This window comes from Lentibacillus sp. L22 (genome assembly GCF_040812445.1).
Lineage (GTDB): Bacteria > Bacillota > Bacilli > Bacillales > Amphibacillaceae > Lentibacillus_C > Lentibacillus_C daqui.
This window is the reverse complement of record NZ_JBFNXI010000050.1, coordinates 1-22,332: the sequence shown is the minus strand read 5'-3', so window position 1 is coordinate 22,332 and position 22,332 is coordinate 1. Positions and strand designations below refer to the sequence as shown.

Genomic DNA, 22,332 nt, shown 5'->3' with positions numbered 1-22,332 from the left:
TCAAAACCCTTCGCATTACAAAGGATCTGGATTCGTATTATGCCATTTTTACAATAGAAGATGTCAAAGAAATCACCAAGGTGAAGGAACAATCGTTTATTGTATTTGATCCCAACCATAAGAATTTGGCAGTAGGATTAGGCAGTGATGGAAAATCATATGAATTGAAATCGATGAATGCACTGTTGAAGTATTGGGATAAACGAATCGATGAAATCAAATCAAAACGGGACAAATGTGAAAAATTTAATAAGCTGGTATGCACCCCAAACGTCACCTATTTTGAGCCAAGCAAACGTTGGAAGAGACTCAATCATGCTTTGGAAAAGGCGCAATTAAAACGTCGAGAACAAATGAAGACGCTGTTATTTAGCTATGCGCATTATTTTTCCAAGCGTTACGATGCGATCTACATTGGTGACTATACACCAACTCCCGATGTAGCGAAATACGGGTCAATGAGAAGAGCCATGTTAAATCAAACACCAGTCGGTAAATTCAGGAGTATTTTGAACTGGGTGCAGGAAAAAAGTAGTAAATATTATCAAAAGATCGATGAACGTGACACAACCAAAACCTGTTGTGTCTGCGGTAACAAAGAGAAAAAAGATCCATCTATTCGCAGCTTTACATGTGTAAACTGCGGTACAACGCTTTCGAGAGATATCAACAGTGCAGTTAATATCGGAAAGAAAGCCAAAAAGCGATTGCCTCGCGCAGGCTACATAGGTGTGGAATCCCCTATGTATACAGTGTGGTGGGATTTTAAACAGGCAAAGATTGCTTGTGGTTTGACCCCATCTGCTGGCCTCGGGAAGTAAATCCGGGGGGTGAAACAAACATTCTTCTTGGTAATAGAGAAGAGGTCTTTGATTAATTTTAGGCTTAATTTCGGTTAGGTTTAAATAGACAAAGGAGTGCGGTAATTGAAAAAGACAGTGACTCCAGCCAAGGGACGCTTTATTGCACAGCACTATTTTTTGGTCCGGATGGGCAATTACTCGGTAAGCATAGAAAACTGAAACCGACTGGCTCGGAACGGTTGATTTGGGGAGAGGGAGATGGCAGTACGTTACCTGTTTTTGACACACCATATGGCAAAATTGGTTCGTTGATTTGTTGGGAAAATTATATGCCACTGGCAAGGACGGCGATGTATGCAAAAGGTGTACAAATCTATATTGCGCCAACAGCGGACCCGCGTGATACCTGGTTAGCCTCTATGCGTCATATTGCTGCGGAGGGAAGGTGTTTTGTTTTATCGTGTAATCAATACACAACAAAGGATATGTTTCCACCTGATATCGCCTCCCGTGAGGAATTTGCAAATCTGCCTAACGAAATGTCCCGGGGTGGCAGCTGTATTGTGGATCCGTTGGGAAACTTCCTTGCCAAACCTGTATTTGGCAAGGAAGAAATTATTTACGGTGATATTGATTTGAACAGGATTGCTGAGGCACAGTTTGACTTTGACGTGGTTGGCCATTATGCAAGACCGGATGTTTTTCAGTTGGTAGTGAATGAGAAAAAGCAGGAGAACGTAATTGGGAATGAAGAATGAAATATTGGTTTATACGGGAAAAGGAATTGTGTGCGTGCTAAAAGCGCACACAATTTTTTCGGTTAATTTTCTTATTTCGGTTGGTCATCGCCCAAACTTGGTTGATACCCTTAAATCAGGGTCGATAATTTCCATATCCCAGCCGATATTCCTGAACCAAGGTTGATATTTCACTCGTCCTGGTTGATATACGCAGAACTAAGGTCGAAGGTTCCCCCATCTTGGCCGATATTCCTGAAATAAGGTCGATAGTTACCCCATTATGGTTGATAATCATACTTTTATAGATAGGACTGTAACCAATATAGTGATTAACAGCAGCGGCCTGGAACCATCCTATCCCATCACAAAATAATCCTCCTGGGCATAAAATGGGCATGATAAAGGAGGTTAACTAAATTGTATCCATATATCTATTATCCGTTTTATACGTATTATCCGGTAAGAAATCAAGTGAGTAGGGCATATGCAGAGATTAGAGGAAGCGAATTGGCACCGAATCTGCGTGGATATGTTTTGTTCACCGATGTCCCTGGTGGAAATGAGGTAACGGTTGAAGTAAATGGATTGCCGCATTACCAACCTGCACATGGTGACAAGGCGCCAATTGGACCACATGGTTTCCACATTCATGAAAAAGGTGATTGCTCGGTAGGAGATGAAGCAGATCCTTTTAAACAGGCTGGTGGGCATTGGAATCCGAATAATCAGCCACATGGCCACCACCCCGGGGATTTTCCCGTTTTGTTTTCCAACAACGGTTATTCAAGAATGTCCTTTTTTACCAACCGGTTCAAGAGTCAAGATATTATTGGCAAGTCGGTAATGATTCATGAAAATCCGGACGACTTTCGCTCACAACCGTCTGGGGATTCTGGAAAGCGCGTTGGTTGTGGGGTTATTAGAGCGTATTAAGTGGTTGCCAGGCACACACGCAAATCAGGTTATTAGTATTTGCACGAGTGCCTGGGATAAAATTTGTGTATGTAATGGATGAAATAATATCAATGAGGTCAGAGGTATCCTGGGTGTTATCTGTTATCGATGATATTAACGAAAAAGCTGATATGATGGATGGCGCATAGTATAACATGAGAGCGGCTTTTATGGTGGCTAGTTCAGGTACATGTTTAATCAAAAAATTAAGATATTATTTAGGATCAGCACTAAAATCTATGGTTGAAATTAATAATAAAGGATATGCCCTGTCGAACTGAAGGCTTGCGTTCCTACGTGTGCTATTTATGTAGGTGAGACGGGGTGTTATTTTTTCTAAAATACTTTTTAATGATGTAATAATGACTTATTCAATTTGTTCGGATCAGCAATCACCTTTTAAATGTTGCGTTACCATCGCGCTGAGCCATGTCCAAATACGCATCAAATCTATAAATCCCCTCTACTACATATTCCGATGTGCATGGTTTTGGCAATGTCCGCTGTAATTCTCTTGCAGACAAAATCACTCCACTTTGTTCATACCGTTCCTTCAACAACAAAAACACCTGGTTGTCCATCTAATCTTCCTCCCTTGGTTTAATCCACTATTAATAGAAACGGGCCAATGAACCTGCATTTTTACTCATGCGGGTTGCCTTTGCCTGATCTTGAATCCATAAATCAATGGAGTCTTTCGTAAATAAAATTTTGTTACGCAGCCTTAAGTGCGGGATCTGGTTAAGTTTTACCATGCAATAAATTGTATCGGTATGCACACCCAGATAAGCTGCGACCTCCTGAACAGTAATAGTATGCCGGTCCAAAGCTACCCCTCCTTTCGTAGACAACAGGGATATGAAGTAGACAGAAATGAATTACCAGAAATCATCTTCATCTATCATTACTACTATCGAAACTGGAACGGGTACGGTGGCATGGAATAAAAAAATTTTAGAACTAATATATATGGGGCGGGAGGGTAGGTATGGCGACGCAACAAATTCGCTGTCAGTGGAGGGGCTTGGCGTAAAGGCAGAAAGGTTTACAAAGGTTAATGGAATTAGACACAAAGTTGATCGAGAACGCGACAAAGTTGATCGAGAACGCATAAAAGTTGATCAAAGCAGTATACAATTGAACGAAATGGAAAATGCTTGTCATAACTTTGATATAAATTTGGCTCGTTTTAAGGAGAAAATTGAAAATCGCCGATAAAAGTGCCAAAACCGCCGTAAAATGTTTCACAGCAAGTTTAGCAGGGACATTGGCAAGGAGAATAGCCCGGCGGTAGTTGTTTTTTACTATCCCCGAACCTGCAGTTACTCCTCATCATCTTGTTCATCCTCTTCTTCCTGGTCTTCTGCTTCATCCTCAACGTCCTCCAGATCCAGCCAAGAGAGCATTTCCCGCACAACCGTATTTATCTTCTCATCCACCATATGATCTCCATATTTCTTCTTGGCAAGTTCAATGTTTTTAACAACATCGTCACTAAAATGGATAAGCGGTTCATCCTGTTCCAGGTTATTGAATAGGTCGATGAATTCATCCAGTGCTTTGTCAAATCGTTTCGTTTCCAGTTCGTTTGCTTTCATGTTTATCACCCGGTAATAGGGTGCCCAAAAGCATAAAAACAACGCGGATATATTTTTATTTCTTGGTGTTAAACCGGCTGTGTTGAATCAGCTTAACTACTTATCGACAGGTTCATTAATTATATCAGCGATTCTCAAAATTTAGTGCATGTTTTTGGATTAGTTTTTCCCATAACAGGAAGCGTTATTAAATAGGTTGTACCTTGGTAATATGCTAGAATGTTCATAGCGATGGTTGTCAACGGTTTCCCAATTTCTTAATCTTAGTAAACTAGGAAAAATCTATCCAATGATTTCATTTCCCAAACCAGATAGTTGACCGCGATAATCAATAACTTTATAAATTCCGGTGTGATCAAAATCCACCTTTAATGCAATAAATTAACATGAGTGATAAATTGATGGAGGGAAAATAGATGTATAACGAACCGATTTTTTTACAACCTGTATTTCAGGAACGGATATGGGGTGGGCAAAAATTAAAAACGGAGTACCATTATAATATTCCATACGAAAAAACAGGAGAGGCGTGGGTGATTTCCGCCCATCCAAACGGATCAAGCATGATTGAAAATGGACCATTAGCCGGAAAGACGTTAGCGGATGCATGGAGCGAACATGGTGAATTATTTAATAAGCAAGTGAACAATAATGAGGAATATCCACTATTGGTAAAAATGTTGGATGCAAATGATGACCTGTCTGTCCAAGTCCATCCAAACGACGATTTTGCTCGTCATGTGGAAGGTGTACCATACGGGAAAACGGAATGCTGGTATGTATTAAGTGCCGAACCTGGTGCTGAATTGATATTGGGACACCATGCCCGCACGCGGGAAGAACTGGAGTATATGTTGGATCAAGGTGAGTGGGATCAGTTACTGCAGCGCGTAAAAGTGAAAGCAGGCGACTTTTTTTATGTTCCAAGTGGCACGATTCACGCGATTGGGAAAGGGATTGTCATTCTGGAAACACAGCAAAGCTCGGATATTACCTATCGTGTGTACGATTATGATCGGGTGGACGCACAGGGGGGCAAACGTGAATTGCATTTGGAGCGTGCCAAAGAGGTGGCAACCGTCCCACATCAACCTGTAGTGGCTGACCAAAAAAAGGAAGTTCGTGACGGATTAATTAGTAAACAGCTGATCGAAGCACAATATTTTACTGTTTATCATTGGACATTGCATGGTAAGGTTAGCAAGGAATTAACCAAGGACTTCTTGCAGGTCAGTGTTATTCATGGAAGTGCCGAGATTCGTGTGAATGGGAAGGCTTTTCATGTTGAAAAAGGTACTCATTTTATTTTGCCACATGGAATAAAGGCTTATGAATTGCAAGGGAATGCGGAGTTTGTGGTCTCGTATTTATAACGATATGGAACAGGCTGCGTTTCCCGTAGTCTCTCTAAGAGAAATAGTATTGTTGGAGTGCCGACGTACATAATTCCACTTTCCCGTCGAGCAATTAGTTACTGCCATACGACACAATTTTGTTGCGGAGGTGTGATGGTGGATATTATCAAATTTAACAGTAGAGATACCGAGGAACTTGTCAATTTGTTCTATGAAACGGTTCATACTGTAAATGGGCAAGGGATTATTCAACAGCTCAATTAGCAGCTTGGGCGCCAATCGATGAAAAAAGCAAAGTTATAAAAAGTTGGAGAACATCGGGGATACCAAGAGATTTGCAAACAACAGGGCTATACTGACCAATTTTAAAATGGAGAAAATATTGAGCTAGGATACTGGTTTGACGGATCATTATAGTCAGGGCAGATTTTCTCATTAGAATTAAAACGGAGAGAGAAGAGGAACAAAACAAATGATCAAAATATTTTCCTGGGCAGCCGTTATTTTTTGGATGGCTATTATTTTCTATTTATCCCATGAACCAGCTTCGTCCTCCGATGAACTTAGTATAGGAATATCAGATGTTATGGTAACGATTGTCGAAAAAGTTGTTCCAGGTACAGAGGTTAACATGGATGAGTTTCATCATATTGTCAGAAAGTGTGCCCATTTCTTAGCCTATTTAATACTTGGGTTACTGTTGACCCATACCCTAAGAAGAAGTGGCGCGGGGCGATGGACTATCGGGATTGCTTTGATTATTTGCGTACTCTATGCATCATCAGATGAATTGCACCAGCTATTTGTACCCGGCCGATCCGCTGAGGTTAGAGATGTCCTGATTGATAGTGTTGGAGCATGTGTTGGGATTATCTTGGATTTGTTAATTTGGAAAGGTAAGCAGAGATATAAATCCTAGGTGAATGCGACTCAGACATGTAACTTTGGGTGGAATAAAATGGTTGGCGTCCAAAACGATGAGTGGATTTGAGATTTATATTTGCTTGAGCTAATCCATAACTGCATAGGGTTTCATACAAATTAGCTAGAAGATTTATATTTTTAAATAGGGTCGTAGTTCTCGTGAATTTTAGGTTTTCGTTCTATAATTTGAGGGACCATTATCTTCGTATATACACCCTTAGATGATGGTCATTCTCTAGTATAATATGAACTATGTCGTGTGGATATGGGGGTATCCGTTGCATTCACAGAAATATAGGAAAATTAAAGAGAGAAATAAAAACGGTGGTCTTTGAACGAGGGTAGAAGGATAAGGTGTTTTTAAGTAACAGCACCAGATCCTAGGACAAATTTGAATAGTTCGAGTTGTTCGAGCGCCAAGTCCGCACTATTAGGGAAGCGGAAATTTTAAGTTGACAAATACCAACTAATTGAAATAGTATTAATAAAAGGTGAAGTGTAGATAATGAAGGGTGCAGTTCCTAGGGTCATTTTTAATGAGCTAGGTAATATTGCATTTTACAAGGGGGGATTTTCATGAAAAAACTATGGAATATGTGGAATCGCTTAAGTTTAGTTAAACAAATATGTATCGGTTTGGTTGTAGGTATTATTCTCGCCATTGCTATTCCGAGTGTAGCGAAACCCTTTATCATTTTAGGATCTTTATTTGTAGGAGCTTTGAAAGCGGTTGCGCCAATATTGGTATTTTTCTTAGTTATGGCGGCCATCGCTCAACATAAAAGTGGACATAAAACGAATATGAAATCGATTCTCGTTCTTTATCTGTTGGGTACTTTTTTAGCCGGATTTATAGCAGTTATTGCAAGTTTTATATTCCCTGTAACCTTAACACTTGCTACAGGTTCTGAAGATTTATCGGCTCCTGGTGGTGTAGTAGAGGTTCTTAAAACATTGCTAATGAGCATCGTAGACAACCCGGTATCGGCGATTTACAATGCGAACTATATCGGTATATTGGCTTGGGCAATACTTATTGGTTTAGCCTTGAAAAGTGCGCCGGATACTACCAAAACAATGATATCCAATATTTCAGATGCCGTTACCAAAATCGTTACATGGATCATCAAATTTGCGCCTTTTGGTATTATGGGACTAGTTATTGAGGCTATTACTACAAGTGGACTTGATGCTTTACTTGATTATGGAAAGTTACTTGCTGTTTTGTTGGGTTGCATGCTCTTTGTAGCTCTCGTTGTTAATCCAATCATGGTATTTATATGTATTCGTCAAAATCCATACCCACTTGTATTTACATGTTTAAGGGAAAGTGGAATTACAGCATTCTTTACACGCAGTTCTGCTGCAAACATACCTGTTAACATGAGATTATGTGAAAAACTTGGCTTGAATAAAGATACTTACTCTGTATCCATTCCGTTGGGCGGAACCATTAATATGGCTGGTGCCGCTGTTACGATTTCCGTTCTGACACTGGCTGCAGTTCATACATTGGATATTCAAGTGGATATCCCAACGGCAGTAATCCTTAGTGTTTTATCAGCAGTATGTGCTTGCGGTGCTTCGGGTGTTGCAGGTGGTTCTTTATTACTAATTCCTTTGGCATGCAGCCTCTTTGGAATTCCAGATGATATTGCAATGCAGGTAGTTGGCGTGGGCTTTATCGTAGGTGTTTTACAAGATTCTTGTGAAACAGCACTTAACTCGTCAACAGACGCCCTTTTCACAGCTGCGGCCGAATTTAGAGAGAGGCGAAAAGCAGGGGGAAAAATTAATATGAATGTATCATAAAAAAGAAAGCCCTTTATTTACGTTATGGAGGGCTTTTTTTGTGTGTTTGACGGTACCCAAAGAGATGTTGAGACAGCTGATATGCTCGGCCGGGAACCGGTAGAACTGGATATTCACTCCATTTCCAAAGTGGTAACAGGCGAAACTGTCAAGGTAACTGGTGCAGGTGCCTGCGTGGACAAACTGAATTAAAGGTAACCGTTAATAAGGAAAAATTCTTTGACTAAATATCGGTTAAGTCCGCCGGTGGAATGTTTATCCTCATATTGATTATTTTAGTGCTATTGGTTATTCTTAACTTAGAATAAGTGATTAATAGAAAGGAGGGGTACAAGAAATACATAGTAGATTTCGTTTTAAAGTTTAAGGAAATAGGTTCATAGAAAACAAAAGGAAGGGGAGTAGACATGAGAAAGATAGGTATCATTATGATAGCATTCATCATTTGTACTGTGGGATTTCCGACAGGTTCTTTTGCAGCAACAAATAACGATTCGGATGATCAAACCGAAAAGCAATCTGAAACAACGAACGATAAAAAGGATTCCAAACAAGATGATGAATATAACGAACTGGGTGTCAAGAAGGGTGCAAAGGTGCATGGGGAAGATATTAGTAAACTTACCAAGGACGAGCTTCAGTATATACCAGAAGGATGGCGCAATGGTATTGATGAAGGTGAAGATGAACATGTGAACCACGGGGAAGCAGAAGAGAATAAATTGTCCACATTTAAAAAGGCTAACTATCCTAATGTAAATGACTACATTCAATCTAAGAATCTACCAACTGCGAAAGTAGCGTATGATCATAAATCAGTCTTTCCGAAGTTTGGCTACCGTAATGGGAAACCAGAGGGTGTGGTCGCGCATGAAACAGCTAATAATTCATCGACAATTGACAATGAAATTTCTTATACGACGAGAAATTATCAAAATGCGTTTGTCCATGCTTTTGTGGATAATTCCCAAGTAATTGAAATACACCCGACTAATTACGCCTCATGGGGTGCAGGACGATTTGCCAATGAACGCTTCATTCACGTGGAATTGGTCCGTGTCCATAGTTTTGATAAATTTGCACGATCGATCAATAATTATGCGAATTATATTGCATCTCTGTTATGGAAATACGATCTTGGCGTTAGCAGTGCGGAAAAGACTGGAACTGGCTCACTATGGTCACATAAGGCAGTAAGCAACCATTTAGGTGGGACAACACATGTTGATCCACATGCTTATTTTCAACAGTGGGGGTACAATTGGGATGAATTTGTTGATTTGGTTCAACTAAAATATGATGAACTGGCTGTTACAAAGAAATAAACGGACAAGCTTGGGAAAATCAATTGAAATCACCTTTACCGATGTTCCAAAGAGCAATTATCATTAACGAGGGAATCTATCAATTGACGGATAAGGGATCATCAACGGGTACCCAATGGATGAGATGAACTTCCTATTGAGGTAAAAGCGAAGTTGGATGGAGAGTATGTGGAGCAAATGGGTTTTTGTTTTGATGTGATGTGAAGTGTTTTGCGAGATCATAGAAGTGAGTTTCTTCTTCTATGATTTTGTATTACGTGCGCGGAGATTATGCATTAAAAAGAAACAAATAGATAAAATGAAGATCCTTTTACGGAATGTGGAATGCACTGAAATTGTCAAACAATATGGGTTAGACTAAAACATTTATTTACTTAAGGCAATGGTAATGTTTAGGATAGTCTGAAAAGTAACTTAAGATGATTATGTGATAAATTTGGTTAGGCGTTACAAGTATGTCGAATTAGTAGACCCCTATTCCCAATGTGCTTTTTTATAATAATTTTATGAAAAGGTGTACAGGGTGTTATTTATAAAATGTTTCGGAGGGTTTTATTATGAAAATTAAACTTTTGAAAATGCTATTTTCTATTTTTTTAATAGCGATGATGGCTGCATGTGATAATTCGGAAACCAGCAAAAATGATCAGCCAGCTTCGTCCGATGAAAATAACATCGAAAATGTATCGAAAGATGAAAAACAGGATATTGATGATCTTTTCAATCAAGTGAAAAATGACTCCCCGACAAGTAAGCGAATTCAAGCGCTAAAAGATATTGCCATGCATTATTATTGGTATGGCGGGGATTTAAAAGAAGCTGAAAAAGAAGTGTTCAAAGGGATTACATTACATGGGGACTATGATGTTGTGGAAGAGGCTTTTAAACAGGCATCCGCCATTGAGCCACATGATATGGATTTGAAATACGCCCTTGCATCAACTCAAATTTTGCAAAAAGAAATCCCAGAAGCATTAAATACATATAAAGAAATTATGAACGATGATAAAGAGTATTTTAATGCTTGGTTAATGCACGGAATTTATTCAAAAATAGAGGGTGATCTTGATACCTTTCAATCTGACATTGATCAATTGGAGAAAATTGACAAGGTAAAAGCAAAAGAATACAACAGGAAAATTGATCTGGTAGACAACATAGAGGGAGTTACCCTAGAAACCAAAGTGCCAGATGATTTAAAAAAAGAAAATCACGCTTTTGTTGTTCTAGGTTATGCTCTGTCTGATGATGGGGAAATGGAAGATACACTATTAGAAAGGTTGAAAGTTGCCAAGGAAGCTGCCGAGGCCTACCCTGATTCAAAGATTATAGTTACTGGCGGTGTTCCAAAACAAGGAAATACCGAGGCTGATGTCATGTTTGATTGGCTTACTGAAGAAGGTATTGAAGAAGATCGGGTTATAAAGGAGGATATGGCAACGGATACAATCGAAAATGCCTTATTCTCCATGAATATTGTTAAAGAGGAAGAGGTTAAGGACATTACCTTAATCACAAGTGCCTCACATATGAGAAGGGCGCTAGTCGTTTTTAACGAAATCAATAATATGCTTCAAAAACAGGGAGAAGATATCGACCGGGATATTAGCAATATCGTTCACATGGATTTTGATGATCAGAAAGAGGCGGAGGAAGTAAAAAAAGATGAAGAGTTTGTGATTTACCGTGATTTAATCCGAGCTAGCGGTATTTGGCAATTCCCGGGGATGCAAAGATAGCTAATATATCAAGGGAAAAACCATGACTTGCATTAATGTCATGACTATTTAGGGAGCAATCACAAAATATATAAAGGCAATAGAAAATATTACGCAAAAATGAATCAGAGAAGAAAATAGATGGAAAAAAAGGATGGTGAATCTACCTATCTCCATCCTAAAGTAAAAGATAAAGCATGGGATAATATCAATAACGATATTCAACACTAAAATTTTAGGGAATATGCGAAATGATACTGATGTGGAATCCTTATTAATATAATGATGGTTGATATGAGACAAGATTCTTTAGGTGACAGAGGGGCGAGGAATGGGGAAATTCAGAATATACAGCTAAGGATATGTACACCAGTTAGATAGTGCCATGCTTTTTTGTCCCACTAATGTAGATGAATAGCCTTTCTAGCCAGCTGGTCAGCATGGTGGTTTTGCTTCTCAGGGATCCATTTGATAAAAAAATATGGGAAATGCCCAGCTTCTTGTTGGATTTTTTCCAGCAGCGGAAGGAAGGATGGGTTTTTCGTGAAATTTTTGTCGATAACATCCACTACAACCTTGGAATCGGAACGGAATGACAGAATTTCACCCGGAAAGTACTGTTTACAAATTTCTAATGCTTTGATGACGGCGTGAAATTCTGCTTCATGATTCGTAAGCACTCCAAGTGGAAAAGTATATGCATCTGTATTTCCTCCCGCTTTGATATAAATACCAGCACCGCTAAGACCGGGGTTACCGCTTGATGCACCGTCTGTGTATACTTCGATCAATGTTTATTCCTCCCTAATATAATATATCCATAAAAATTATAACAATGATGATGCAGGAGTGTATATTCATGTCTCTTTACCTGTCCCATCTCAATGTATAATTTTCTTTATAAAAACCCAAGTTAAGCATGGGAGGTGTGTATATTGGGCAAAGATCGTCAAGAAAAAAAGTTGAAAGAAAGCGGAAAAGTTCAATCAGATCGTGATGTGGGTTTGCGATATAAAGGGTCAACAAAAATGTCCAGCCCTGAAGAAGCGAGAAGATTAAATGATGGGTTTAAATAATCTCCAAGTTGGTTTTAAATGATATGGGCTTTTGCAGAGAGACAACACTGCAAAGCCCTTTTTCATAATAGTTTCCGTATCCGATAACTACATAATTCAATTTCTTAATATTTGCATTCCTCCAACATATAAAATATGATTGTATTGTAATTGATTTTATGGGGGGATTTTTTATGAGAAACAAAGAAATGTTACTAATTCCGGGGCCAACACCGGTCATTGATTCTATTTATGACGCAATGGCACAGGAGACCTGGAGTCATACAGATCCACGATTTGCTGCCATTTATAAACATGCAATTGAGCAAACGAGGGAAATGCTCAAAACCGATGGCGAGGTTTTTGTAATTGCTGGTTCTGGCACACTAGCGATGGAAATGGCGGTTGTGAATACGGTCGCTCCTGGAGAAAAGCTTTTGGTTGTTAGTAATGGGTTTTTCGGAGATCGTTTTATAAAACTGGGAAAATCCTTTGGTATCGACATTGAGGTGATCCAGGCAGAATGGGGACAATCTGTTACTGCAGTAGAGCTGGAGGCAAAGTTGGCAAAAGATAAATTTAAGGCGGTAACCATCACCCATGCGGATACGTCTACAGGTGTTGCAGCCGATTTGGATGCATTGGTACCTGTTGTTAAACGCCATGGTGCGCTGGTTATTTTGGATGGTGTTTGTGCGACTGCTGCAATGGAAGAGAATATGAGCAAGGGCTATGGGGATGATAACGCAACAATTGATGTAGTTTTGACAGGATCACAAAAGGCAATCGGTGTGCCACCAGGACTTGCGGTTGTTGCGTTTAACCAAAGTGCACTAGATGCTCGCAAAAAGCTGGAGCATGTCCCGGCATATTACACAGACATTAATAACTGGATTCCAATTATGCACGATCCAAAGAAATATTTTGCCACACCGGCAGTTAACCTCATTTATGCATATGATCAAGGCATGAAACTTGTCCTTGAGGAAGGGATGGAAAAACGTATCGAGCGCCATAAGGAATTTTCCAAACTGGTACGATCAGGTCTTGAAGCATATGGCATGAAACCATTAGCTGATGAAGATGTTGCGGCTACAACATTGACATGTGTGCTGTATCCAGAGGGTGTGGATGATGCTGAATTCCGTGCTAAACTAGCCGAAAAAGGTGTCGTCGTAGCCGGTGCCCTTGCACATTTGGCAGGAAAAGCTTTTCGCATTGGCCATATGGGTAATACCACAAAAGACATGCTGAAGGAAGCTGTACGGTTAATCGGTGTGACGTTAGAAGAAATGGGGCATAATGTTGACATTGATCGGGCGGCAACGGTATTTGATGAACAATTTAGTTGAAGTGTAAACGGGGCAGGCGCACTGTCCCGTTTGTGTCTGTATTTAGGGTGAATTGAACAGGAGAATTATTTCCATCTTACCGAAAGAGCCAGTACCTATCCTTAAGCACCTTTCTCCAACTCCTTCTCCGACCCTGCCACAACAACAGTCGCTGACGCATCGCCTACAATATTTACACAGGTTCTTAGCATGTCAAGAACCCGATCAATTCCGGCAATCAGCGCGATTCCTTCCAATGGATGCCAAAACGGTTGTCAGAACAACAGTCAATAGTTGCATCAATGATAAGTCCAAGCCATAAAATTGGGCGATAAAGATAACAGAGACCCCTTGATATATCGCTGTTCCGTCTATGTTAATAGTCGCCCCAAGTGGAAGGACAAAACTGCTGATTCTGTTTGATACACCAAAGTTTTCCTGGCAATTTTTAATCGTCACCGGCAATGTTCCGGCACTGCTTGCTGTACTAAAAGCAACGATGGCCGCTGGTGAAATTCCTTTAAAAAATGTCCATGGACTCATTTTGCCATAGATTTGTACAGCTGATGAATAAACGATAGCTGCGTGCACGATACAGGCTACAAAGACAGCGAGAATAACCTTGATTAATGGCAGTAAAACAGATAGTCCGTAATCGCCAACAACCGGTGCAACCAGCCCAAGTACTCCGATTGGCGCGACTTTCATAATGATACCGGTGATTTTATACATGATCTGATATATTAAAAATCCCTAATTTACTAATATTCGACATCAAAGGTGGTAATTCCTGCTGAAGAAATTTGGATTTTAACTAAAAAGACAAAATTTGTTATTTGAAATCACCAAAATACAGTACTTCCATCTCTTTAATAAACGCATGCTAAAGCGGATTTTAATTTTGCGCATCTATTGGTGGTTACTGGTGAATACCGTGGAACACTATCAATATTTCCCGGGAAATGTCGTGAAACATTGAAATAAGGTTGCCTTACTTGTCACTTCCATCGGTTTTTATCTCTTTTTCCAAACAAATAAATGCGGAGATTGATGTTAGGGGAAGAAGGGTTGTTTGGTCAATCGCTAATAAAACTGTATTCTTGCTAAGGGATATTGTAAAATAGTATTAACTTGAATGATCGATCAAATAGGGGGGAAAGCATGGTTTTATCACAAGAAAATAATGTGATTACTTATGCTGAATACCTGGAATTAGATGATGATATGCAATATGAAGTGATTGAAGGCCGTATCTATAATATGGCGCCATTACCAAATGTGAAACACCAATCCGTTGTATCAGAACTTATCACAGAATTTAACATTCATTTTAGAAATCAGTCATGCCGAGTAGTTAGTGAGATTGATGTTTCGCTCAGTGGAGAAAAGGATCCATCCAAGGTAAATGAATGGGTTACGCCAGATATTGTGGTTGTGTGTGATAAAGATAAAATCATGAAAAATCATATTGCCGGTGCACCAGATTTGATAGTGGAAATCCTCTCAAAATCAACCGCGAAAACCGATAAAATGATTAAGTTCCACCGCTATCAAAGAGCAGGCGTGAAGGAATATTGGATAGTTGACCCGGTGTATGAAACGATTGATGTATATTTGTTGGAGAACGAATACTACAAACATACCGGAACATTCGCAAATGGTGATGTAATAAATACTTCTGCCTTTGACGGACTGTCTGTTAAGCTTGAGCATGTTTTTCGAGATGATTTTTAGGTTGAAAAGATGACTTCAGATTGAGTCCTACTGGTTTTGTAGGAGTGATCTGAAGTTATTTTTTATGGCGATGGGTTTTAATTGAAATAGATTCAAGATGAAGGCTTGACTCCTAGGGTTGCGGTAATATCGACCAAAAACTGGGGAAGATCAACCTAAACTTTTCCGTAAACACGAACTGTACGCTGTTCTTAGAAATAATTTTCTGATAAAATGAAAGAGTATATTGAAAACGATTACTGTGAAAAAACTTTATATTTTAGTAAGTGGAACTATCTAACAAAGGAGTGTGATGACATGTACGAGTTGACTTTTACGGATGTTGGCGAAGGGCTCCACGAGGCGGAAATACTGAAGTGGTTTGTTCGAGAAGGGGAAAGAGTTCAAGCTGATTCACCCATTGTCGAAGTACAAACGGACAAGGCCTCTGTAGAGATCACGTCACCGAAAACGGGGGTGGTTAAACGTTTGTTTGGCGAAGTAGGGAAGATCGTTAAAGTGGGCGAAACACTTGCCGAGATAGATTTATCGCAAGGGGAAGCGGAACCGGAAAGGGAAAATAACACCTCCGGACAGCCGGAACAATCGGTACAAACGAAATATCCGCATTTAAAATCATCCCCCAATGAACCGCGAATTATTGCGGCACCAAGTGTTCGAAAATTTGCCAGGGAAAAAGGCGTCGATTTGAAATTGGTAACTGGAACGAAGAAAAATGGGCGTATAACAAAAGAAGATGTTCAAGGTTATCTAAATAATAGGACTGGGTTCACTGTAACGGATAACATGGAAACCAAGAAACCCCAAGAAACGCCACCAAGTGATGAGGTGCTTCCAATCAAGGGATTACGCCGGCAAATTTATCAAAACATGACGAAATCGGCGTTTACTATTCCACATGTTACCGGGATGGATGAGATCAATGTGGAAAGGCTCGTTCAATTGAGGAAAGAACTCAATCATGTTTCGGAACATAAGATTACGTATCTACCAATCATCATAAAAATAGTAGTGGAAGTTTTGAAGAAAAATCCAATTTTTAATGCAACAATCGATGAGGAAAAGCAAGAGATTCGTCTGAAAAAGCAGTATAACATTGGCATCGCAACGGCAACTGATCAGGGATTAATCGTACCTGTAATCCACCATGCCGATCAAAAAAGCATTGATGAATTGGCATTGGAAATCGCAACACTTGCCACGAAGGCTGAAAATGGGAAGTTATCATTAGCCGAGTTGCAGGGTGGAACATTTACCATTTCCAGTACCGGGGCCAAGGGCGGGTTTTACGGAACGCCGATTATCCACCATCCTGAAGTTGCCATCCTGGGTGTTCATGCCATTAAGGAGAAACCGGTTATCCTTCCAAACCGGGAGCTTGGGATTGGCAATGTGATGGGAATCAGCTTGTCATTTGATCATCGGATTATCGATGGGGAGCCAGCAGGAAGATTCATGAATGATTTAACTCATTATATGGAACATCCTGAAAGCTTACTTTTAAAGACTAGATAAAGGAGACAGGAGTATGTTTGAAGAGAACCAATTAGCGTTTGACCGTGTACAGTTACTAAATGAAGAGGGGAAAATAAATAACCCTTCATCTGATATGCCGATTAGTAATGATACCATGTTACATATGTACAAATGGATGAAAAAAGCGAGATTGATGGATGAAAAGTTATTACGGATGCAACGACAGGGGCGGATAGGGACATACGCGCCATTAAGTGGTCAGGAGGCGGCTCAAGTAGGGAGTGCCTTTACATTGGAAAAGAGCGATTGGTTATGTCCCAGTTACCGCGATCTTGCCGCATGCATGGTTCATGGGATGCCATTTGACCAGGTACTGCGTTATGTGAAAGGACATTTATATGGCAGCCGGAATGCGGAGGGACTGCGGATGTTGCTGATTCAGATCATCATTGCTGCACAGACTCTGCATGCAGTAGGAACTGCCTTTGCAGCCAAATTAAAGCATGAACATACCGTTTCGGTTAGCTATTTTGGCGATGGAGCAACTTCACAGGGTGATTTTCATGAAGCATTGAATTTTACCAGTGTCTATCAATTACCTGTCGTGTTTTTCTGTCAAAACAATCATTATGCTATTAGCGTGCCACGAAAACAGCAAACAGCCAGCAAAACGATCGCACAAAAAGCAATTGCATATGGGATAAAAGGCGTGCAAGTTGATGGAAATGATCTGGTTGGCGTGTATCAAGTCATGAAGGAAGCAGTACAACGAGCAAGAAATGACGAAGGGCCAACATTAATTGAGGCGGAAACCTACCGTCTGGGACCACATACGACGTCAGATGATCCTAATAAATATCGTTCCAAAGAAGAGGTACAGCAATGGATGGAGAAAAGAGATCCACTCATTCGAGTAAAGAAGTACTTGGTCAGCAATCAGCTGTGGAATGAGGATGAGGAACAATCTTTGGTGGCAAGCCTTCAACAGGAAATGGATACAGAAATCGACCAAGTAGAAATAGAACCAACCCCATCATTGGCAGAGGCATTTGACTATGTGTATGCCACGAAGAGTAATCAATTAGTGGAACAGCAAAAATATGTGACTACTTTTTCTCAAGACAAAGGTGGTGATCTCCATGGCTAAAATGACGCTGTTACAGGCAATCAAACAGGCATTGGAATTGGAAATGGAACAAGATGAGCGGGTTGTCATATTGGGAGAAGATATCGGAGAAAATGGCGGTGTGTTTCGTGTGACCGATGGCTTGCAAAAGCAGTTTGGCAAAGAACGCGTCATTGATACGCCGTTAGCTGAATCAGCCATCATCGGAACATCGGTTGGAATGAGCCTGAACGAGATGCGTCCCATCGCGGAAATCCAATTTCTGGGTTTTATTTACGAAGCAATGGATCAGCTGGCAAGTCAGGCGGCAAGAATTCGGTTTAAAACAGCTGGTGGGTATTCTGTGCCACTCGTGGTAAGAAGTCCTTACGGGGGCGGAGTGCGGACGCCAGAATTGCATTCCGATAGTTTGGAAGCGTTGTTTAGTCATACGCCCGGTTTAAAAATTGTCATGCCATCCAACCCATATGATGCCAAAGGGCTTTTGATAGCCGCGATTCGCGATGACGATCCCGTCCTATTTCTGGAACCGATGAAATTATATCGGGCAGAACCCCAGGAAATTTCAGAAGAAACTTATGAGGTCGAGATTGGTAAAGCCAAGGTGGTAAAGGAAGGATTTCACGCCACGATCGTATCTTGGGGACCGCCAGTGGTTACTTTGAAAAAAATAGTAGAATCCTATGAACAGGAAGGGATCCATTTAGAATTAATTGATTTGCGAACCGTAGCACCACTTGATCAAGAAACGATTCTGCAATCCGTGGAAAAAACGGAACGCTTACTAATCGTACATGAAGCAGTCAAAACGAATGGCGTTGGAGCGGAAATAGCTGCATCCGTTTCTGAAAAGGGAATATTTTCGTTGGCAGCTCCTATTTTACGGGTGACCGGATTTGATACGCCATATCCGGTTGGGATGGTAGAAGATGATTGGCTGCCAAATGAGAGCCGGATAAGAAAGATGATTGATGAATTGTTGAGTTATTGAGTGAGAGTTGTTTGAAAAGCATATATTTCCCTATGGCATTATCTGAAAAATTGTATTAATATTAGTGTTAAGATTTTGTTGAAGGAGTGGGAAACTTGGAACAGTTATATAACAATTTAGACGCGATCTATGACGAAATAGTCGATATTCGCCGCCATCTGCATCGACATCCGGAACTATCGTTCAAGGAGGAGAAAACAGCAGCGTATATTGCTGATTTTCATAGACAATTAGGGCACAAAGTTCGTACCAATATAGGCGGGAATGGAGTGTTAGCTTATTTGAAAGGAAAAAAGCCAGGGCCTACTGTAGCATTACGTGCAGATTTTGATGCTCTGCCAATTCAGGAACAGACGGATGTACCATTTAAATCAGTCAATGATGGGGTAATGCATGCTTGCGGCCATGATGGACACACTGCAACTTTATTAGGCCTTGCCAAAGTGTTGAACGGAATGGAAGATGAACTGGAAGGAACGATTGTTTTCGTGCATCAGCATGCCGAGGAATTGCCGCCGGGTGGTGCAGCAGCGATGATTGAGGATGGCTGCCTGGACGGAGTGGATGTTATCTTTGGCACGCATTTACAAGCACAGATGCCACTGGGTGAAATTGGTTATCGTGTTGGCCCATTACAAGCCGCGCCAGACCGTTTTGATATTAAAATTCAAGGTCAAGGCGGACATGGAGCCTATCCGAACGATACGAAAGATAGTATTGTAATCGGCGGGCAGCTCATCAATAACCTGCAGCAAATTGTAAGCAGACGTGTTGACCCGCTTGATCAGGCCGTTGTTTCAATTTGTAATTTCGTTGCACAAAACCCGTATAATGTAATTGCGGACACTGCTGAAATGACAGGAACGGTTCGTACGTTCAAAGAAGAAACGCGTGATTTTATTGAAAAGGAAATTGAACGTGTAGTCCAGGGAACATGCCAAGTGTCCGATGCAGATTATGAATATACATATACGCGTGGCTATCCGACGCTTGTCAATCATCGGGAAGAAACGGAATTTGTTGCCGAACTTGCCAAAGATGTGCCTGGTGTGGAAGTTGTCAAGGAAACACCACAGGTTATGGGTGGCGAGGACTATTCGTACTATCTGCAACATGTGAAAGGGACATTTTTCTTTACAGGCGCTAAACATCCAGAACGAGACAATCCATATCCGCACCACCATCCCAAATTTGATATTGATGAGCGCGCATTGTTACATGCTGCAAAAGTACTCGGAAAAGCGACATTGCAATATATGAAGGATCATGCGGTCAAATCGGTAAATCAAGTCGGATAAACGGTTTTCTTTGGGGAGTCTTTGCGAAGGGCTCCCTTTTCATTCGGTGAAAATCCAAAAGATGACTTGTGGATCATACGTGTTTTGGTAATAGGTAAATTTATTGGTTTGGATAATATAGACGGGTTAAGGATCTGTATTCAAAGGTAAATGAAGGAAGGACACTACATATGAATTCTTTAGCTGAAAAAAGGGAAGTAAAGAAAAACAAGGACGTGAAAATGCCAGCCTCCAAAATGGTTATGATATTTATCGTTGCTACTGGTGTATTTATTTCGCTTTATTTTTACTTACCTGACACATTTTCGCATTCAGCCAAAATTATGACGGCTATTGTATGTTTTGGGGTTATCCTGTGGGCGCTTGAGCCAATTCCTTTAGGCCTTACATCTTTAATTGTTTTGGTACTTATGCTGCTTTTCAAAGTTGCTGAAACAGATATGATTTTCAGCGGATTTTCTTCTCCGGCCATTTATCTAATTGTTGGTGGAATGATGTTGGCAAAAGCGGTAAATGAAACACCTTTGGCAAGGAGAATAACATACAAAGTATTAAAAAAATGGGGCAATCATTCAAAAGGATTATTGGGTAGCATACTTCTAATCATGCAATTGCAGGCCTTTTTTATTCCGGCTACGGCTGTACGAACAACCCTGATGTTGCCAATTTCAACAATGATTATAAAAACGGTAGATGCACGCCCTGGGAGTAATTTGCGAAAAATGATTTTGTTAGGTATTGCATTTGGTGGGAATATAAGTGGAACGGCTGTTATGACGGCAGCAATCGGCAATATTTTAACAGTTGAGTTGCTTGACAGTTATGCAAACATTAAAATCACTTATTTCCAATGGTTTTTTTACACATTTCCTTTATGGTTGATATTAATTCCAGCAATCTGGTTTTTACTCTTAAAGGTATTTCCATTAACTAAGAAAGAACGATCTTTTCCCATGATAAAAAATGAAATGGAAGTAAAGCTGAAAGAATTGGGATCCATAAGTGGACAAGAATTTCGGTGTATCTTGATATTAATCTTTATTGTAATTTTATGGTCAACGGAACCTTTACATGGACTGCATCCAAGTATACCGGCAATAATAGGTGTTATATTGATGACATTGCCAGGGATCGGATGTGCACAGTGGGCAAATGTAGTGAAAATAAATTACAATACCGTCTTGTTGACAAGCGTAACGTTATCTATGGGGTACACATTAATAGATTCAGGTGCCGCAAATACAATTAGCGAATATTTAAGTTTAGATTGGGTATTATCTTTTGTAAAAAATCCTTTATTAGCAGTAATATTTATTGCTATATTGACACAGTTGTTCCATAAGTTAATCTCTAATGTTTCAACAGCAGTGGTTACGCTTGTTCCAATTGTAATTAGTATAGCCGCAAATGCAAATGTAGATCCAATGATTCTTGGCTTTACCGCAGGATTAACCAGTCTCTATGGATTTATTTTAGTTGTTGAAACTATGCCTAACCTATTAGTTCATAGCTCAGGCATGATCGATCAAAAAGACTTTCTGAAACCTGGTTTATATGCGACGATCATTTCTACAATTGCTATTATTATATTGGCGTGTTCGTGGTGGAGAATTATTGGATTAGTTTAGTAAAATTCTTGATTTAAACACAGGTATGAATGATGGATGTTCAAAATCTGGTAAAACTTTTGCACTGGGGAACTTCGACTAAGTATGGACACGTACTGTGTAGAACGTTGAAGTCACCATGTTCTGTGGAAGGTTGTTGTTTGAAAGTAAGTGTCAAATAAGTCCCATCCAATGATAAGGGTGGGACTTATTTATAGTTCTATTTAGGTTTATTTAAAAATATTGCAGCCCATGGAAGTGACACTTGATTATGGTAGAAGTTGCATCGGGCGTTCCCTGTCTGTTGTATCTAATTTAGTTTCCCGCAATATATAAATAATTGCACCGGATCTTTCTTATTATGTAGTTTTACCCATATATGTGTTGATCTTAAGCAACTTTCAAAGATAAACAATTTAAGGGGCTGGGACAAAACTCCAGTAAATAAAAATTAAGGCGTAGGAGCTTACACTAAAAAAAGTGTA

At 40.1% G+C, this 22,332-nt stretch carries 21 protein-coding genes and 2 pseudogenes; 18 read left to right on the top strand and 5 right to left on the bottom strand.

Annotated features, from left to right (window positions below):
- The 3 genes and pseudogenes from ABRT01_RS15785 to ABRT01_RS15775 all read left to right on the top strand — a co-directional run.
- A partial coding sequence (locus tag ABRT01_RS15785; RefSeq protein WP_367748460.1) for an RNA-guided endonuclease InsQ/TnpB family protein occupies positions 1-821 on the top strand: 821 nt, incomplete at its 5' end.
- 101 nt (positions 822-922) lie between these two features.
- A pseudogene (locus ABRT01_RS15780) lies at positions 923-1,561 on the top strand (carbon-nitrogen hydrolase family protein); the annotation flags it as partial.
- Between the two features lie 399 nt (positions 1,562-1,960).
- The gene (locus ABRT01_RS15775) at positions 1,961-2,476 is read left to right on the top strand and encodes a superoxide dismutase family protein (protein WP_269411485.1); all 516 of its coding nucleotides are present in this window, start codon (positions 1,961-1,963) and stop codon (positions 2,474-2,476) included.
- Between the two features lie 413 nt (positions 2,477-2,889).
- Here ABRT01_RS15775 and ABRT01_RS15770 read toward each other — a convergent pair whose 3' ends face one another.
- Positions 2,890-3,078 carry a hypothetical protein gene (locus ABRT01_RS15770; protein WP_269411486.1) on the bottom strand — a complete coding sequence of 63 codons (189 nt, stop codon included), beginning with the start codon at positions 3,076-3,078 and terminating at the stop codon, positions 2,890-2,892.
- A gap of 30 nt (positions 3,079-3,108) precedes the next feature.
- Positions 3,109-3,324, bottom strand: a complete 216-nt coding sequence (locus ABRT01_RS15765) for a helix-turn-helix domain-containing protein (RefSeq protein ID WP_269411487.1) — start codon at positions 3,322-3,324, stop codon at positions 3,109-3,111.
- A gap of 46 nt (positions 3,325-3,370) precedes the next feature.
- Between ABRT01_RS15765 and ABRT01_RS15760 the strand changes: the two genes are divergently transcribed.
- Positions 3,371-3,715, top strand: a complete 345-nt coding sequence (locus ABRT01_RS15760) for a hypothetical protein (RefSeq protein WP_367748455.1) — start codon at positions 3,371-3,373, stop codon at positions 3,713-3,715.
- 104 nt (positions 3,716-3,819) lie between these two features.
- On the opposite strand, the gene ABRT01_RS15755 is transcribed toward ABRT01_RS15760, so the two are convergent.
- Positions 3,820-4,095 carry an atypical membrane-integrating protein (Mistic protein) gene (locus ABRT01_RS15755; RefSeq protein ID WP_269411489.1) on the bottom strand — a complete coding sequence of 92 codons (276 nt, stop codon included), beginning with the start codon at positions 4,093-4,095 and terminating at the stop codon, positions 3,820-3,822.
- A gap of 416 nt (positions 4,096-4,511) precedes the next feature.
- Between ABRT01_RS15755 and manA the strand changes: the two genes are divergently transcribed.
- From manA to ABRT01_RS15725, 6 genes are all read left to right on the top strand, one after another.
- Positions 4,512-5,468, top strand: a complete 957-nt coding sequence (manA, locus tag ABRT01_RS15750; protein WP_269411490.1) for a mannose-6-phosphate isomerase, class I — start codon at positions 4,512-4,514, stop codon at positions 5,466-5,468.
- Positions 5,469-5,922: 454 nt separating this feature from the next.
- Positions 5,923-6,369 carry a VanZ family protein gene (locus tag ABRT01_RS15745; RefSeq protein WP_367748451.1) on the top strand — a complete coding sequence of 149 codons (447 nt, stop codon included), beginning with the start codon at positions 5,923-5,925 and terminating at the stop codon, positions 6,367-6,369.
- Between the two features lie 581 nt (positions 6,370-6,950).
- Positions 6,951-8,186 (top strand): serine/threonine transporter SstT, encoded by a 1,236-nt coding sequence (gene sstT / locus ABRT01_RS15740; RefSeq protein WP_367748448.1) that lies wholly within the window; start codon positions 6,951-6,953, stop codon positions 8,184-8,186.
- 42 nt (positions 8,187-8,228) lie between these two features.
- A complete protein-coding gene (locus tag ABRT01_RS15735; protein WP_367748463.1) occupies positions 8,229-8,378 on the top strand; it encodes a hypothetical protein in 150 nt (49 codons plus the stop codon).
- Positions 8,379-8,593: 215 nt separating this feature from the next.
- Positions 8,594-9,511 (top strand): peptidoglycan recognition protein family protein, encoded by a 918-nt coding sequence (locus tag ABRT01_RS15730; protein ID WP_367748444.1) that lies wholly within the window; start codon positions 8,594-8,596, stop codon positions 9,509-9,511.
- A 557-nt stretch (positions 9,512-10,068) separates the two neighbouring features.
- Positions 10,069-11,250 (top strand): ElyC/SanA/YdcF family protein, encoded by a 1,182-nt coding sequence (locus ABRT01_RS15725; RefSeq protein ID WP_367748441.1) that lies wholly within the window; start codon positions 10,069-10,071, stop codon positions 11,248-11,250.
- A gap of 380 nt (positions 11,251-11,630) precedes the next feature.
- Here ABRT01_RS15725 and ABRT01_RS15720 read toward each other — a convergent pair whose 3' ends face one another.
- The gene (locus ABRT01_RS15720; RefSeq protein WP_269411497.1) at positions 11,631-12,020 is read right to left on the bottom strand and encodes a ribonuclease HI family protein; all 390 of its coding nucleotides are present in this window, start codon (positions 12,018-12,020) and stop codon (positions 11,631-11,633) included.
- Positions 12,021-12,164: 144 nt separating this feature from the next.
- Between ABRT01_RS15720 and ABRT01_RS15715 the strand changes: the two genes are divergently transcribed.
- Together ABRT01_RS15715 and ABRT01_RS15710 are read left to right on the top strand one after the other, a co-directional pair.
- The gene (locus ABRT01_RS15715) at positions 12,165-12,305 is read left to right on the top strand and encodes a YpzI family protein (RefSeq protein ID WP_269411498.1); all 141 of its coding nucleotides are present in this window, start codon (positions 12,165-12,167) and stop codon (positions 12,303-12,305) included.
- 173 nt (positions 12,306-12,478) lie between these two features.
- On the top strand, positions 12,479-13,636 hold the full coding sequence (locus ABRT01_RS15710) for a pyridoxal-phosphate-dependent aminotransferase family protein (protein ID WP_367748436.1): 1,158 nt from the start codon (positions 12,479-12,481) through the stop codon (positions 13,634-13,636).
- 101 nt (positions 13,637-13,737) lie between these two features.
- Here the strand turns inward: ABRT01_RS15710 and ABRT01_RS15705 are convergent.
- A pseudogene (locus ABRT01_RS15705) lies at positions 13,738-14,323 on the bottom strand (dicarboxylate/amino acid:cation symporter).
- 453 nt (positions 14,324-14,776) lie between these two features.
- Here ABRT01_RS15705 and ABRT01_RS15700 point away from each other — a divergent pair.
- From ABRT01_RS15700 to ABRT01_RS15675, 6 genes are all read left to right on the top strand, one after another.
- The gene (locus ABRT01_RS15700; protein ID WP_367748433.1) at positions 14,777-15,349 is read left to right on the top strand and encodes a Uma2 family endonuclease; all 573 of its coding nucleotides are present in this window, start codon (positions 14,777-14,779) and stop codon (positions 15,347-15,349) included.
- A 297-nt stretch (positions 15,350-15,646) separates the two neighbouring features.
- Positions 15,647-16,864 carry a dihydrolipoamide acetyltransferase family protein gene (locus ABRT01_RS15695; protein ID WP_367748430.1) on the top strand — a complete coding sequence of 406 codons (1,218 nt, stop codon included), beginning with the start codon at positions 15,647-15,649 and terminating at the stop codon, positions 16,862-16,864.
- Positions 16,865-16,877: 13 nt separating this feature from the next.
- Positions 16,878-17,972: a pyruvate dehydrogenase (acetyl-transferring) E1 component subunit alpha gene (gene pdhA, locus ABRT01_RS15690; RefSeq protein WP_367748428.1), complete on the top strand. Its 1,095-nt coding sequence runs from the start codon at positions 16,878-16,880 to the stop codon at positions 17,970-17,972.
- Positions 17,965-18,942 (top strand): alpha-ketoacid dehydrogenase subunit beta, encoded by a 978-nt coding sequence (locus ABRT01_RS15685; protein WP_367748425.1) that lies wholly within the window; start codon positions 17,965-17,967, stop codon positions 18,940-18,942. Before pdhA ends, ABRT01_RS15685 begins: the two co-directional genes overlap by 8 nt.
- A gap of 95 nt (positions 18,943-19,037) precedes the next feature.
- Positions 19,038-20,240, top strand: coding sequence for a M20 family metallopeptidase (locus tag ABRT01_RS15680; RefSeq protein WP_367748422.1), 1,203 nt, complete (start codon positions 19,038-19,040; stop codon positions 20,238-20,240).
- A 170-nt stretch (positions 20,241-20,410) separates the two neighbouring features.
- Positions 20,411-21,868, top strand: coding sequence for an SLC13 family permease (locus ABRT01_RS15675; protein WP_367748419.1), 1,458 nt, complete (start codon positions 20,411-20,413; stop codon positions 21,866-21,868).
- The last annotated feature ends 464 nt before the right edge of the window (positions 21,869-22,332 follow it).

Bases quoted from the DNA above. Each gene is read 5' to 3' on its own strand.
- ABRT01_RS15770 (WP_269411486.1), bottom strand. From the start codon at position 3,078: ATGGACAACCAGGTGTTTTTGTTGTTGAAGGAACGGTATGAACAAAGT.
- ABRT01_RS15760 (WP_367748455.1), top strand. From the start codon at position 3,371: ATGAATTACCAGAAATCATCTTCATCTATCATTACTACTATCGAAACT.
- ABRT01_RS15755 (WP_269411489.1), bottom strand. From the start codon at position 4,095: ATGAAAGCAAACGAACTGGAAACGAAACGATTTGACAAAGCACTGGAT.
- manA (WP_269411490.1), top strand. From the start codon at position 4,512: ATGTATAACGAACCGATTTTTTTACAACCTGTATTTCAGGAACGGATA.
- ABRT01_RS15745 (WP_367748451.1), top strand. From the start codon at position 5,923: ATGATCAAAATATTTTCCTGGGCAGCCGTTATTTTTTGGATGGCTATT.
- sstT (WP_367748448.1), top strand. From the start codon at position 6,951: ATGAAAAAACTATGGAATATGTGGAATCGCTTAAGTTTAGTTAAACAA.
- ABRT01_RS15730 (WP_367748444.1), top strand. From the start codon at position 8,594: ATGAGAAAGATAGGTATCATTATGATAGCATTCATCATTTGTACTGTG.
- ABRT01_RS15725 (WP_367748441.1), top strand. From the start codon at position 10,069: ATGAAAATTAAACTTTTGAAAATGCTATTTTCTATTTTTTTAATAGCG.
- ABRT01_RS15710 (WP_367748436.1), top strand. From the start codon at position 12,479: ATGAGAAACAAAGAAATGTTACTAATTCCGGGGCCAACACCGGTCATT.
- ABRT01_RS15700 (WP_367748433.1), top strand. From the start codon at position 14,777: ATGGTTTTATCACAAGAAAATAATGTGATTACTTATGCTGAATACCTG.
- ABRT01_RS15695 (WP_367748430.1), top strand. From the start codon at position 15,647: ATGTACGAGTTGACTTTTACGGATGTTGGCGAAGGGCTCCACGAGGCG.
- pdhA (WP_367748428.1), top strand. From the start codon at position 16,878: ATGTTTGAAGAGAACCAATTAGCGTTTGACCGTGTACAGTTACTAAAT.
- ABRT01_RS15685 (WP_367748425.1), top strand. From the start codon at position 17,965: ATGGCTAAAATGACGCTGTTACAGGCAATCAAACAGGCATTGGAATTG.
- ABRT01_RS15675 (WP_367748419.1), top strand. From the start codon at position 20,411: ATGAATTCTTTAGCTGAAAAAAGGGAAGTAAAGAAAAACAAGGACGTG.